A 14302-nucleotide genomic window follows, 5' to 3' on the forward strand; every position below is an offset into this window, starting at 1 on the left:
TTACAGCTTAGCAACTTGTTTCCGGGTATTATCAATCAGCACCTCTTTATCTTTGCCGGAAGTCATCAACCCAAAAGAATCCCTTAGTCTGATATAAGTATCCAGGATACTTAGAAACTTTACTTTTAGCTTTTCCTTCTCATCCACTTTATCACTAATCCCTTTTATAAATTCCTGAATTCTGGCAAGGCTTAATACTTGCTGGTTCTGGTTCTTTAACGCGTCATTATTGTATTGTAATACCTGACTGTTGAAACAGCCCATTATTGTCTTTTGAGAGTCTACAACTCTGGCTACATCCCGTTTAATGGGAATGAGTAATTCTGCTTCCTGGGTTTTAATAAAACCGAAGTACTCTTTCTGACCTTTTAATATGGTGTTTTTCAAAAGCTCATCGTTCAGGTCCTTGGGATCTTTCTTACTTCTATAAAAATAATCAACCATCTGGGTAAAAACCAAACGCTTAGACCTGCATAGTTTCAAGGCAACCTTTTCAAACTTGATGGCATCTGATGCCGAATATTTTACTGTTCTTAAACTCTCCTGCATATCAGTATATCTTTATAGCTATATCATTGTATATCTGTATAATCAATTATTTAGCACCCTCTCTGGGGATCGCTTTTCTTTTACTAATGTGCTTTCAGCACACTAAAGAACCCCTGGAGGGTTCTTGAAACACCGTTTGCAAGGCATACGGCAAGCAAGTAGGGCCACTGCCCAACTTCCGCTTGCTCCCTTTCCCGAAGAAGGAAAAGGACATAACCTGCAAGGAGCTTACCCCTCATGATTTGCATTAATATCACTTAACAAAGTAACCTGACTGGCCAGCTTGGGATGATACGACGGCTGGTAGTCGATGTATCCATGGCTAACCAGGTCTTTCAGGCACTTGTGATAAGTAGCAAATGAATGAATCGCGGAATGTTTCATTAATTCCCGTCTGGAAACCCGAAATGGATTTTGGCACAAACCTTTAGTATAGCACATGAGTATGGCCGAATAAAGGCTAAAGTGTGACTGATGAAAGCCATTGTTTTTACTGGCCAACTTTAGAAAGTTCGTGAGTTGTTTTCCTGTATCCATCATGAGTTCCCGATTTCACCTAACAACTGAACAATATCCGCGTAGGCATAATAGAAAATACCTCCGACCTTTTCATACCGCAGTATTCCCTTAATGCGCAAGTTTTGAAGCGTGCCGGATGAAATCTTTAGCAGATCTCTGACTTCAGAACTGCGAAGCCACTGTTTGGGTTGCACATCCTCGGATTTGATGGCCTGTTTAATTTCCTGAATAAGTTCGGTCTTGAACTTTAACAGCTCTTCCTTTGTTAGAATCTCGATTTGCATATTGCCTCCGTATTAAGTTTACGAAGCAAATGTGGGCCATAAAGCCCCCGAAACCATGACCAGACGTTTAGCGTGGTCATGTGCAAACCCTGAACCTGTTGTTATTTTTTTGTACCCTTTACAGGTACAATTTTGAAAATCTTCCGTTCCGATTGGATCGAAGTTCCTTTTACTGGCTCATCATCCTTTTTGCTAACGTAATAATTACGCAAAGTTTCAACGGGTATATCATTACCTCCATGAGAGAAATACCTACTGATCATTCTAGGATAAGCAACTTGGTGATCGTATTTTAAGAGATTTCCACCACCAGGCACTTCCAGCTTTTCTATTTTTTGGAATAAGTCAATCACTGTGGTTAGATAACCTTCTTTGATCCAAATTTTTTGAGAGACTTCGTATACCTTTAGTGCATCCAAACAGACTTGAAGCTTCTCGATTTCCATCTTTTGTTTTTGAATGATCGCTTCTTTTTCAGCAATTATAATATGTGCAGGTCTTGCATTCCATTGATCTATGCTATTTAGATACTTCTGAAATTGTTGTAATTTATCAATCCTAAATAAATATCGGTCGTGATAAGTAGAGAAAGGGTCTTTCTTTTTCAAGTTGTCAATTCTATTCTCAACAAATTCCCATACTTTAAAAAAGAAGTCCTCTTCGTTACAAGTATTGTTTTTTAAGGTGTGGGCAAGATGACACCTATAAAAGCTGTCAAAGCTATCCTCCTCCATTTCATATATTTTATTTAGGAAGTGATTATCTTCATATTTCTGCCAAGGTCCTATGATATTGCCTACATCATAAGGGTGAGGGAAAAAGTCAAGAAACTTACGGGGCTTAAAATATTTGCTTTTCATAACCGGAGGTATTGTCAGTTTTAATTCTTTTAATTATCGTCTTAACGGCACTTGAAATTCCGACTAGACTCTGTCCTTAATTAAGAAAGATATTTAAGACTGAATAATCAAGCTAGCTAGGTTTAGTTTTCATGTTTTTATTCTTTTTATTGAACTCAACATCAAAGCCTCTTTGTTTTGCTAAAAACAGTATAGTAGCAAATGAACTTTGAGATAATCCTCTTAAATAACAATTATTAATCAGCTTTTCACTCAACTCTTCATCATGTTTCATACCATCTAATCTGCATAAATCTAAAAAATACTGCCTGCCAAGGCTATGGTTAAAAGTGTTACTTAATGCATAAGCTACTCGTATCCAATTATTATGATTATCGGTAATAGACATTTTCCTTTTTTTCAAATAATGATAAATCCTTTTGTAAGTGGCTTTAGATAATTCATCATTTTTAATGTTAGCCTTCAATATCGGCGGTAAAACCTTAATAGCCTTGTATTTTGACTTCACTTCTTTTATAACATCAGACAAATAGATTTGGTCAAAAGGCACGCAATCATAATTAATTTTAATATTAGGATCATGTGAAACAAAACACAACCTGGGTATATCGGAACCAGACGTATCTACTTCGATATTATATTTCGTTCTATAATAATGAACAGCAGCTGCATACACACTTTTATGATCATCTTTACTTTGATTATTTACTATTAAATACTTAAATCCATCAGCAGATGGAGATAGCCAAACAGCTAACACATAAGGATCATTTGACAATATATCTTTTATATAATCTAAATTCGCTCCAACTTTATCAATATCCATAATTATTAGGGAGCTGTATGATTTTAAATTTAAAATACTACGGCTTGGAAAAAATGTTCCTGAAAAAGTTACCGCTGGAAGAGTTTCTTTAAATAAAGTATATTTTTCAAATTCCCTAGCGCTATATAATGCTCTTGCTTCATCAAGTTTTGATTTAAAAAAATCACCACCAAAACTATTAAGAATGGCTTCCAAACTATATTCTTTGAAGTCTGTGCCAAAAGGCTGTGCGTAATAACCTACTTTTAATTGTCTGATCATATAATTATAGAAATAAAAGTATAAATTTATGGCGAGGGTAGCGAAACTTTTATTTAGAAGTTAATTAAAACTCAACCTGCTAGTTCGCTGGTCAATATGCGTAAGGATTTTTATTCCTTAACAAGAGAAACATGGTTTAAAACCAACCACAACATCGAAGTAATTCCTTTAGCCGCTGCCCTCTTTAATTTAATGAAAGATTTTGAAACTTATTTTGAGTTCTATAGCGTTTTAGAACAACTAGTAATTGCCAGGTCAAAAATCGCTTTTTATATACACAAACATTCTTACTTAGATAAGTATGTAAAAGGACAAGCATATAACATTAGAGATACCATAAAAAATCAAGAAATTGAAACAATATGTGAGTTGTTACCTCCACGAAAGGAATGGTCACGCCCTACTTCATATGCAGACAGAAAAGCATTTGAATCAACAATAGAATTAAACCAAAAATCAATTAAAAATCGTGTTCACCATGTACATCGCCTTTTTACAACAAAACAAATAGATTTTTTATCAACGCCATTGTGGTACCAACGACTTCGAAGATTTATTTTCAACCTGAATATATATGTATTTCAGAACCCAAATTTAATAATTGCAGAGCCTTCAATAATTCCAGCCAGAAAACCGCCATATAGCAAAACGGATAAAGTCCGAAGGCCATTGGCCAAATTCAAAATTGAGGATAAAATTATATTGAGCCTAACAAATAAGTATCTTACAAAGATATTCGATCACATTTTCCTAGATTGTTCATTTGCTTTTAGATCTAGAAATTCATTTTCTAATGTTCCAACATATAACGATGCCGTAAAATTTCTCCAGAACTTTAGGAAAGAAAATATTCAAATTCCATTGTATGTCGCAGAATGTGACATAAAGAAATTTTTTGATTGTGTAGATCATAAAATAGTATTGAGCAAATATAATTCCGTCAAGAAAAAACTAAAATTAGAAAAACTCGAAATCCACCCCATCGCAGAAATCGTTTTCAAAGCTTATTTAAATTGCTATTCATTCAATTCTAGTGTATATCCACTTAATATGAATCAAAGCTATTGGGATCATATGAAGGATAATATCGGTCACTTCGAATGGACTATTGAATTAGATACCAAGTTTCAATCAGGAGATTTAGTTTCTGAAAGAATTGGCATTCCACAGGGAGGTGCACTTTCTGGGCTAATAGTAAACTTGATTATGCATGATTTAGACTTGTCTATTTTTGACTGTAAGAAATGGAATAAAGAATATTTATACCTCAGATATTGTGACGATATGGTAATTGTTCATAGATCACATGAAGAATGCGATAAACTCTTTAAAACATATTTTGAAAATCTTAAACTACTAAACCTAATCCCTCATCTCCCTCCCAAATTAGAGTTATCCTATTCAAAGTCATTCTGGGGAAAAAGTATTAAGTCTAGAAATGTTTATCATTGGACGGATAAAAAACATAAAATCCTCCCACATTCACCTTGGGTTAGCTTTTTAGGATATATGATTAAAGACACAGCAGAATTAAAAATCAGAAAAAGTTCTATAGAAAAACAAGTTTTAAAACATAATTCTGAGTTACAAAAGGTTATAAAAAAACTTGAAAAGTGCTCTAATTTTGATCTAATTAATCAGGAATTGAGTATTATAAGGAGCTTTGAAAGCAAGTTAGTATCTATGGCTGTAGGAACTGTTAACATTGGCAACTACAAAAACGAGCCTTTAAAAATGTGTTGGGGTGCAGGATTTAAGTTAATTGACAGTAATAAGTACATAGAACTGCAACTCAGAAAATTAGATTCATCTAGAAAAATTGTTATTTCTAGATTAAAATCATACTTTAACGAAAGGGAGATAGAGCACGTTAAAAATGAAGATGAAGATCCACCAGAGAGAATTTTAAACTATAATTATCCCTATTCTTTTTTTAGTCTGCTTGATCGACCAAAAGATATTGTAAAATGATCTTTTGGTCATTTTACTGAGATTGTAAGAAAAAAGAATTACCTAGTTTTCGTGTCTGAATGTTCTCCGCAAGAATCTATTCCCCATGCCTCCTAAAATCCTATTCTTATTATTTATATTTGTTTAATGTTATTAGAACAAATGCAATCTTAAATTAAAAATACTACTGCTAGTAAACGCTGAGAATTAAAACATCTTGTCGATTTGAGTTTTACCCAATGAATCAAAGAGGTTAATTTCGATACAACAAGTGCGAATTGATCAACAAAAATTGGCTTTACAGTTACTAAATAATAAAACTTAACAGCAACTTTAAAATGGAAAGTGAAAGAATTAAAACGCATATTATAGACTTATTATTAGATCCTAACAATTATAGATTTATTGATAGACAAGATTATAAAGCTGTTCCGAATGAAGATGTGGCGGATACACGTATTCAACAACGTACTTTTAACTTTATTGCTGGAAAAAATAATGAAAACATATCAGATCTAATAATCAGCTTTACTACTAACGGCTTTTTAGATATTGATCAGATCCAAGTAAAAAAGGTTGATGATAAATATTTAGTCCTTGAAGGTAACCGTAGAATCACAACACTTAAATACTTATATGACGAATTTGAAAAAGGAAATGATGTAGGAAAGTTAGTAGAAAACGACTTTACTAACGTCAATCTTGTTGAAATTAAAGATGAAGACCCGGTTCAGCACCTCATAACTATGGGATTGCATCATATAAGTGGTAAGAAAAGATGGAACGCAGTCAATGAAGCTCAATTAATTTATGATTTAATATATACACATAACAAACAAGAAAATGAAGTTTGTGATTCACTAGGAATTTCAAAATTTGCATTAAGGCGGAGCATTAGGACACTTTCACTTATTAAGCAATATAAGGAAAGTGACTATGGTGATCAGTTTCTTCCTCCTATGTATACTATTTTTGAGACAGTTGTTGGGTCTCCAATAATGAAAGAATGGATTGGCTGGGACGACGAAGAATATCGTGCAACTAAAGATGCGAATGTAGAACGTTTCTTTAGTTGGATTTCAAGAAGTGACGAAACTGAACTAACTGACAACGGAGAAGAAGTCAAACTAAAGAAGGACCCTATCATTACTCAATATAGGCAAATAAAAGAAGTAGCCTCTTTTATTACAGATTTCAAGGCTATAAATAGAATGGAAGAAAGCAGGAGCATTGCAGAAGCCTATAGTTTTAGTGATGCAATTGGTGAAGCTAAGCTAAGGAATGCCATTGAAAACATTAAGGGATCAGCAAAAGTGGCCTTTAATTTTAATGAATTCATGACACCCTCAGACTATGAAGATATCAATAATGTAAAACTAAAATTAGATGCGTTAATTCCGATGCAACAAGCATTAATTCTAATTAATGAGAAAAAAGCCGCTAAATATTTTGAAGCAGTTAAGAATCAATTCAGCACATTTCACATTGAGCAATATCGGAAATTGAAAAACATTGACGTATCCAATATTAAACGCATTAACATTTTTGCGGGTGGGAATAATATGGGAAAAACTTCCATGTTAGAAGCATTTTATCTTCTCTCGCAATTGAACGATATAAACACCTACTTCGATTTAGAAAAATATAGAGGTAAATTTTCAAATGAGTTCCATTCTGTTTGGATGGATAAAAATTTCATCAGTGATATTGATTTATCAGGGAAATTCAATGATAGCTCAACGTCATTAAAAATTAAAACCGAAGCTACAGAAGAAGACATTGAAAGAACTGGCTATTTGTCAACAATTATTTCCGAAGCGATTGTTGCAGATTCAATCTTCACAAGTAGTATGCATCTTTATTCAAATAAAGAACCTGAATTACGCTTTACATCCTCCCGCATATTGTGTAAATCTGCTTTTACAAGTCCTTATAGGTATAATAGTTCGTTACTGCAAACTGCTCATACATCAGCTGTTAAAGAAGGTTATTTTGAAGAGGTAAAGAATTTTATTAGAAAAAAACTAGATCCTTCGATAAAAAACATTGAATTAGTAAGTGAGGCGGGAGAAAATAGGTTTATGGTTTCTACGGAAAATGCAGAAAAGCCAATAGACTTGACGAAATATGGTGAAGGTTTACAAAGAGTCTTTGAAATAGCGTTGTTGCTTGGCTACTGCCGTGATGGGATTTTATGCATCGACGAAATAGATAGCGCCCTCCATAAAAGCCTATTAATTGATTTTACTCAATTCATTCAAGAAATGGCTGAGAAATTTAATGTTCAGATATTTCTTTCCACTCATAGTAAAGAATGTATAGATGCATTTGTTGAAAATGAATATCCAGATGACGATCTTACCGCTTTTGCTTTAACTGAGGAAAATGGAAAAATATTATGCAAGTATCTGGAAGGAAACAAATTAAAACAACTAGTTGAATCCATAAATTTAGACATAAGGTAAATGCCGGTACAAATTATTTCTGTTCTCTGCGAAGGGCCACACGATGTTGCCTTTATTGAAAGAATCCTAAAAACTATTGGTTTTAAAAGTAATGAGTCTACCAAAATTGGACAATTTCCTCCTCCATTTAATAGCTTATTACTAAACGAAGCATCGAAAACAAATATTGAACAGTTGAATTTAACGGAGATGAGAAGAAATCTTCTTCCGTCAAATACACTAAAAAAAGAGGATAATTATATCTTTTTATATTCTCTCGGAGGAGATAGTAAGGCTGATTCAAGAATTAGAATTTTGCAAGAACTTAGAGGCTTTATTACAGAGGCCGAAGAGATATCAATATTACCAGCAGACACAAGTATATCTCTGGTTTATTTTTTTGACGCTGATGACCAAGGAGTTGACAACAGGATTTCTTATATAAATAGAGAAGTAAAAACGGCTTTACCTGAAATTGAAAATGATCCTTTTGAATTCAACGGTGATTCTCATTCCATTTCTAAACTTAAATTGGGAACCTTCATTTTCACCGATAATAGCAATGTAACTGGTAAGTTAGAAGATATTCTTGTCCCTTTAATGAAGCAAGGAAATGAAGTAAGTTTTGATGCAGCAGATAAATATTTATTGACTCATCACGAAGATGCTAGATTATTTCCTTTGAAACTAAATGCACATCCAACCACATCTGTTATTACGGAAGCTCGTAGTGTCAGGCTTGGCGATAAAAAGAAGTTTGATCCACAGAAGTCTTTATTGGGTACAGTTGGTCAATTACAAAGATCTGGAAAATCAAATGTAGTTTGTATTAGCGATTCTGATTATTTAACACTAGATAAAATAATAGCGAGTACAAAGTGCCAGGAAATAATTATTTTCTTTAATGCTTTTATCATATAAAAAAATCCTCTAGCATTTGTTGCTACAATCACTTTCTAAAACCAAATAAAGAGAATTTTAAGTTGGGCCATTTTTTAGTTTTAATTCCAACATAATGATAGCTGCATAAATTTATTACCTCACCAGACTTTATTCCGATAGGGAGCTTTATTTAGCCATCGAGGCTTACCTATAAAGCAAACTTGTTTTTAGGAAATTGGAAATAGACCATTGTTTAGGTAAAGAGCGCGGCATTTTCAGATATCATTAAGACCATCAACCGGAGTTGTTTGAAATCGGAAAGAGTGTCGAAGAAATTTGAATCACTAAAATTCGGACGTAAAAGCAAAAGAGATGAGCCAAATCACACATGAAATCAGTTTTCAACCAGATCAAGTACAGATTGAGCAATTAAAAAGCTGGATGATTTCCGAGAACAAACAGCGAACCGGTTTCGTCCATGATCTCAGTATAGTGACTAATCATTCTATTGAAAACAGCCTTGCGACGATCACATTAGCAAATGACGTTATCGGATTTGTAACATGGGATATTTTCAAAAGAACGGGATATATCGCAGTCGCAGCGGTTGCACCTGAATATCGTCGGTCTGGAGTTGGCCGCTATCTTATTGAGGCATTATGTGCACGTTTGTTGCAACAGGGAGTACTTGCACTCTATTTAGAATGTGCTCCGGCTATATCAGAGAAATTTTGGCGAAAAATGGGTTTTCAGAAAATGCCAGCTACTAAATGTTATGGTAATAGCGATTCCCCTAAGCTATACAAAATACTTTTACCAGTGCAGACACAAAGTGTTTCCGCTGCTCCATATATACAAATATACGAATGGGGAAGCAAAAAGAAACTGCGTTGGCCGCTTCAGTACAAATCGAATACAAATGAACTGGTTCAACCGATCATTATGCCTGTTGCCGGTGACTGGTGTATTGAGTATGTTAAATCAGAAGTACCTGAACGGCCAGAAAAAGTAAAAAACTTCCTGTCGGGTAATTATTTTGATGATCCGTTCCTTATTATCATCTCACTTTGAATTTACTTGAAGCTGATCGTTAATCCGAAATACTGCGGATTGGAGAAGGTTGCTAGTGTAAACCGTCCCCTGCACTTTTATTGCCTTTCCAATGGCCCCTTCAAAAGGAGCTATACATAATCAATTCATAATGTTAAAATAAGTGCTAAATAAATTTAGTTATTAAAGTAGCATTTAAGTTGTGTTTCGGTCATTTCTATTACAGTAGCATAGATTGACCCCAAGAAATTCATCATATCGTCATTGATGTCGGGAGTTTTTACGCCAGGCTGAGCTATAGCAAATTCAAATTTAACATCGGTATACCGGAGCGCTTTTCTAATGCCGTCTACATCCGCTTTACTGCCGTAATAAAACCTTTTTGCCTTTAGTACGCCAGTACCATCACGTCGTTCCATATGTTTCAGCAGTTCCTCTGGTTTCCATTTGTAGCGGAGTGATACAATAGCTTGGCCGCAGACTTCATATAAATCGTTTATGCGGGAGCCCGATGTTTGTTTGGAATATTTACAATGAATCATTTCAAAGCGTATCAGGTGATCTTCATGAAACACAGCAACAATATCTGCTGATTCACCAGAATTATCATCGTTGAAGACGATTTTTGCACCGGCTTCAACTAGTCGTTTCATCATATATTCTTGTACGGAATTTTCTCTTCTTTCACCTCTCATGTACAAGGATTCTGTTTTGTAATTTACTTTCTCCCAGCTCAATATTTCGATACATTCCTTCGGTATCTTCATGATTTGCGAGAAGTTATAATTCGTATGAATGCTTCCTGAAATCGTGGAACCATTTAACAGGAACATCGTCGGTGGATTCTCTTCAAAGAACTTTTTTAAGGGCACCGGGTCACTTTTTAGACCATCTATCTTAATCTTGGTTTCATCCAGTCCTGTTACGCTATGGCCTCGTTCTCCACCAAGGACGATGGAAAATGATATCTGCTGATCAAAAATTGACAAGATAAAGTCCGACTGAGTTGAATTTACTGCCGTATTCATAATTGTACATTCCGAAAGCATGATCGAGCCTGTGACACTGGGCACCAAACTGAGTTTATGAATACGATCATACAATACCTCCGACCAATCCGACGCAAGCACAATAAGGTCGTCAGGATATACATCTAGCTGTTTCTTTTCAGCTGAATTTTCCAATAATTCATTAGAATTGATGGAATCATCTGTAATCAGCTGACCTATACCAAGACACCAGGTCTTCCATTGTTTCACATCGCCAATCCTAGCAGGGCTCCATATCTTTCCTTTTACCGAGGCTCCAACACTTACCGGAAAACCTCCACGAAATCCGATTCCCACAAAATCAGATTTTTGGCAACGCTGACCGGCTTTCCATCTTTGAAGCTCCGTGGTTACATCGGCCCCACTGAGCCGTGAATAGCGGTGCAGGTGACTAGCAGGTTTAAATATACCGGCATGTACAATACTAAGGCGTTTTATTGCATGAAATGCGCGAAAAACGCAATCACCATCAAGAATCTGTGGTTCACTTCCACTAATCGTTTGAACGAGCATAGGAACATCTAACAGTTTTTCAGTATAGCCCACGTAAAGGAGCTGACTGTCTTTGTCGTGGTACATGACAATAAGGTCCCAAGTTTGATCCCTTAACTTATCCGTCTTTGCCCATTTTACTTTTTCCCGCTTTTGCGTACTAAAATAAAATACATTCTCCTCTAGGTTATAGTACGGTTGAGTAAGTGCATATTTTTTGAGGTCAAAGACTTCTTTGAATCGCTTCCATTCCACTTTATTACAACGAAAGCACTTACAACTAAGCGCAGGATAAACCAACTTTGGGTTCAATTCAATGTTAGGCGAATCAAAGCCTGAAAAAGGTTGGCAGCCTTGGAGGAAGGCGAGCAATGACTCTGCATCAGCTTTTTTAGCATCGGCGATCTGACTGATCACGAACTCCCAACCGGAACCTTCTTGAAGCAAATTTTCTAGGTCGATCGTTAAGTGTTCATCAGCAAAGTTAACGATAAAGGATGCTTCTCCTAAACCGGACTGTGTACGGGCAAACCGACCAATAAATTGTAAAAGGACCCCCAAAGACTTATGTAGCTTGTGAACAGCAGCAATCTTAAAATCAGGAAAATCGAATCCTTCTTTCAGCATGTCAACGCAAATCACAATATCGTAATCACCATTCTTGATCTTCTCAATGATGATTTTTTTTCCTTTAGTCTGCGCATGGACTAGCACAATGCGTTCGTTAGGAAACCATTCCTGGTAGTTTGTAAACAAAGTTTCGGCATCGGCCTGCTTTTCAGTCCGGACCATCATACGATGCCTTGTCCAACCTTTCAACCTGTCTTCGGCCAACCTAGCCATCGCTGCATCCGCGATTGCTTTATCTTTTAGTTTGGGATGACGCTGATCTACCGATATTAAAGATATCTTGGAAAAAACCTCGTCGATCAATGCTTGTTTTAACGAATAATTATAAACCATTTTTCCATCAACTGGCGCCTTATCATTACGGTAAGGGGTTGCCGTGAATAAAACGATTTTTGATTCACTAAACAGGTTCTTTAACTCTTTCCATTCCGAAGCCTCAATGTGATGAGCTTCATCAAAAAAAACATGCGAAAATATCGTTTTTAATTGCGCTTTAACCTCTGGTGAAGCTCTGGCGATTAAAGCCGGTGTGGAAATTAGGACCTCCGCTACTTCCAATTGAGAAGTATCGGAAACGGTTTTAGTCAGCACACACACTATGGGGTTGCGTGTCGCTCCAGTGATCACGCCCAACTCACGAAGTTTGCCCCAGGTAGCAAACTTTTCAGCGGTCTGCAATTTCAGATCAATTGTCGGAACAATGACCAATGTTCGGCTTGCTTTGTCAGCTAGTGTTGCTACAAACATGGTTTCGGTTTTACCTGTACCAGTGGGCAAGACAATCATTGCAGGCTTTTGAGACAATGACCAATGTGCCAATAGTGAATAAACAGCACCTTTTTGTGCTTTTCTCAAGCACAACCCTAACGGACCAATACCTTCTATTTTAAAGTCGCTAATAACCGATACCGTTGAAAGGTACTTGGCAAGTCCTTTAATTTGATAAATACCTTTTTGATATTTGAGTTCTACTTCAAAGACAGCACCATCATCGGTAAACAATCTGTGAATATCATCATATTGCTCAACTCCAGTCAATATGTGTTTTCCTTTAGGGAGTGCAACCTGCGAAATAACACCACATTTCACTTTATCATTGAGGACCCATAATGGCGTTTTCAAATCCAAATCCAATGTAAACGGAAGACCTAGGCTCATTTGAACGGCAGAACTCATATAGTTAAAATGTTAATGGTTTGAACAGCTATTTGAGGATCAACAACTAGGCATACGCCAAGAAATCGATTAACGACAACTGTTCCTCTAAACGAATATAACCATTAGAATAAGTATAAACAAAACACAGCTTACTGAAGCTGAGGCCCTTCGTGCTACAAACCGAGTTCACTAGTGATCCAGTGATGTAGCTATATCCTCATAAAACTGATCATTTGATTCTCTAATAAACTGACCAGCAAATCTGTTGGCTTAGTTAACTAAAAAAGCTAAAGACTTGCGAATTAGAGTTAGAGCATATTTTTATATTTAAAGTGATCAAAACTTCAAAAATATCTAAAATAAATTATTTCACCACTAAAATGAAATCTCTCTTATAATTCCAAAGAAATTTCGGCTTTTTGAGCTTTAACCAATAAATAATTGACAAAACCACTACAGGCTACGAGCATAAATTTAGCATCTTCAAAATCGCATACCGAGTCGTCCGTAAGGGCATGTCTGATCCCGGCTTCATCACTTGTATATCCATAAATACTTTTAAATCCCTGCTCCAAAGCCCTGTGAAGTTTAATTTTTCCCTTAATTTTATCCAATGCACCTGCAAGTGAGTCTTTGGAATTACTTGAAATTAGCTTAGCTATGGATTCTACTGACGAAATAGATTCTTTGATTGAATTTCGGTAATCAGGAGCCTTACGATCTGTTAAAAGTTCGAGGGCCCGTCGCAAATGATCGTGAACTACTGTGACTGATGTTGTTATATCCATAGCCTCCTCTATGGCCGCAATTTCCTGTTCGGATGTAATTTCCATCAATACTCCATCTACAAAACGGTAAGCGGAAAGAAACTCTTTAAGACCGTCGTTAGCAAATTCGTAAAAAGACCGGTTCGTTTCGTTGTCATAACCGCCATTATATTCCTCTTCCTTATAGTGTTCGGGAATAAACTCCAGAAGGTCAAACATTTCATTAAAATCAGCATTTAGTATATCTTTTTTGATCTTGCTAACAAAGGCTGAAGAACGGTCTGGAATTTCATCAATCCGATCTTGATAGTGCCATACCCAAATTCCCGTAAACAAGAACTTAATCTCTTCGGTATTATCACGAGTATAATTCTGAAGATTTTCAAAATAATATATTTGTAAAGCATTCCAAAGATAGTTTCTGAGTGGTTCATCTGCGCTTTCTTTTTGAATTTCCGATCTGACCGACTTATAGCCAAAACGTTGTGAGAATGTTTTCTTTTGCGTCATTGTAATTTAGATAGATTATCGATATTCCTAGTAAAACAAACTTATGAATTCAAATAATAAAAAATAAATCT

At 35.7% G+C, this 14302-nt stretch carries 11 protein-coding genes; 4 read left to right on the forward strand and 7 right to left on the reverse strand.

Translation table 11 applies throughout. The features are described 5' to 3' along the window. The 5 genes from AAFF35_RS18750 to AAFF35_RS18770 form a co-directional block, all read right to left on the reverse strand. Window positions 1-549 (reverse strand): BfmA/BtgA family mobilization protein, encoded by a 549-nt coding sequence (locus AAFF35_RS18750; protein WP_342328060.1) that lies wholly within the window; start codon window positions 547-549, stop codon window positions 1-3. A gap of 228 nt (window positions 550-777) precedes the next feature. Further along, on the reverse strand, window positions 778-1089 hold the full coding sequence (locus AAFF35_RS18755) for a hypothetical protein (RefSeq protein ID WP_342328061.1): 312 nt from the start codon (window positions 1087-1089) through the stop codon (window positions 778-780). Beyond that, complete coding sequence (locus AAFF35_RS18760) at window positions 1086-1352, reverse strand: helix-turn-helix domain-containing protein (RefSeq protein WP_342328062.1); 267 nt, start codon at window positions 1350-1352, stop codon at window positions 1086-1088. The genes AAFF35_RS18755 and AAFF35_RS18760 overlap by 4 nt, the downstream gene beginning before the upstream one ends. Window positions 1353-1453: 101 nt before the next feature. Further along, the gene (locus AAFF35_RS18765; RefSeq protein WP_342328063.1) at window positions 1454-2212 is read right to left on the reverse strand and encodes a hypothetical protein; all 759 of its coding nucleotides are present in this window, start codon (window positions 2210-2212) and stop codon (window positions 1454-1456) included. 112 nt (window positions 2213-2324) lie between these two features. After that, window positions 2325-3299, reverse strand: coding sequence for a BT4734/BF3469 family protein (locus AAFF35_RS18770; RefSeq protein WP_342328064.1), 975 nt, complete (start codon window positions 3297-3299; stop codon window positions 2325-2327). 96 nt (window positions 3300-3395) lie between these two features. On the opposite strand from AAFF35_RS18770, the gene AAFF35_RS18775 reads away from it, so the two are divergent. The 4 genes from AAFF35_RS18775 to AAFF35_RS18790 all read left to right on the forward strand — a co-directional run bounded on the left by AAFF35_RS18775 (window position 3396) and on the right by AAFF35_RS18790 (window position 9646). Continuing rightward, window positions 3396-5270 (forward strand): reverse transcriptase domain-containing protein, encoded by a 1875-nt coding sequence (locus AAFF35_RS18775; RefSeq protein WP_342328065.1) that lies wholly within the window; start codon window positions 3396-3398, stop codon window positions 5268-5270. A gap of 317 nt (window positions 5271-5587) precedes the next feature. Then, window positions 5588-7714: an AAA family ATPase gene (locus AAFF35_RS18780; RefSeq protein ID WP_342328066.1), complete on the forward strand. Its 2127-nt coding sequence runs from the start codon at window positions 5588-5590 to the stop codon at window positions 7712-7714. After that, window positions 7715-8614 (forward strand): DUF3226 domain-containing protein, encoded by a 900-nt coding sequence (locus AAFF35_RS18785; protein ID WP_342328067.1) that lies wholly within the window; start codon window positions 7715-7717, stop codon window positions 8612-8614. It abuts the gene before it with no gap. Window positions 8615-8947: 333 nt separating this feature from the next. After that, entirely contained in the window at window positions 8948-9646 is a 699-nt protein-coding gene (locus AAFF35_RS18790; RefSeq protein ID WP_342328068.1) for a GNAT family N-acetyltransferase, read from the forward strand. A gap of 155 nt (window positions 9647-9801) precedes the next feature. Here AAFF35_RS18790 and AAFF35_RS18795 read toward each other — a convergent pair whose 3' ends face one another. Beyond that, window positions 9802-12972 (reverse strand): DEAD/DEAH box helicase family protein, encoded by a 3171-nt coding sequence (locus AAFF35_RS18795; protein ID WP_342328069.1) that lies wholly within the window; start codon window positions 12970-12972, stop codon window positions 9802-9804. 374 nt (window positions 12973-13346) lie between these two features. Beyond that, complete coding sequence (locus AAFF35_RS18800; protein ID WP_342328070.1) at window positions 13347-14231, reverse strand: hypothetical protein; 885 nt, start codon at window positions 14229-14231, stop codon at window positions 13347-13349. Window positions 14232-14302 lie beyond the last annotated feature (71 nt).

The sequence above is a fragment of the Pedobacter sp. FW305-3-2-15-E-R2A2 genome (assembly GCF_038446955.1).
Lineage (GTDB): Bacteria > Bacteroidota > Bacteroidia > Sphingobacteriales > Sphingobacteriaceae > Pedobacter.